Source organism: Paraburkholderia sp. CNPSo 3281, from assembly GCF_024206515.1.
In the GTDB taxonomy this organism is placed as follows: Bacteria; Pseudomonadota; Gammaproteobacteria; order Burkholderiales; family Burkholderiaceae; genus Paraburkholderia; species Paraburkholderia nodosa.
This window is the reverse complement of record NZ_JAMBPS010000191.1, coordinates 1-606: the sequence shown is the minus strand read 5'-3', so window position 1 is coordinate 606 and position 606 is coordinate 1. Positions and strand designations below refer to the sequence as shown.

The 606-nt window shown below is 61.9% G+C and carries 1 protein-coding gene; it reads right to left on the bottom strand.

The window, feature by feature from the left end; all coding sequences use genetic code 11:
* On the bottom strand, positions 1–606 hold a 606-nt coding region (locus tag M3I56_RS40860; RefSeq protein ID WP_254358724.1), incomplete at both ends, for an NAD(P)/FAD-dependent oxidoreductase.

The following is a 606-nucleotide window of genomic DNA, read 5'->3' as shown; positions in this document are numbered from 1 at the left end:
TCCGGATGCGTCTTGTAGCGCTGGAATTCCTCGAACGGCGAGAGATACGGGTTCTGGTACGCCAGACCCACGACAAAGCCCACCATCACCTGGTTGTTGTCGATGTGGTACAGGAACGAGCCGCCGTAGGTGTCCGATTCGAGCGGCCAGCCCGCGGTGTGGATCACGAGGCCGGGCTGGTGCTTCGAGGGATCGATTTCCCACAGTTCCTTGATGCCGATGCCGTAGACCTGCGGATCCGAATCCTTGCCGAGCTTGAACTTCTCGTTGAGCTGGCGGCCCAGGTGCCCGCGGCAGCCTTCGCAGAACAGCGTGTACTTCGCGTGCAGCTCCATGCCGAGCTGGAAGTTCTCGGTGGGCTCGCCGTCCTTGCCGACACCCATGTTGCCGGTGGCGACGCCCTTGACCGAGCCATCGTCGTTGTAGAGCACTTCGGCGGCCGGAAAGCCGGGGAAGATTTCCACGCCCAGGGCTTCCGCCTGCTGGCCCAGCCAGCGCGTGACGTTCGCGAGGCTGATGACATAGTTGCCGTGGTTCTTGAAGTTGTCGGGCAGCGCCCAGTTCGGCACCGATTTAGCCCCCGTTTCGGAAAGAAAAAGGAACTTG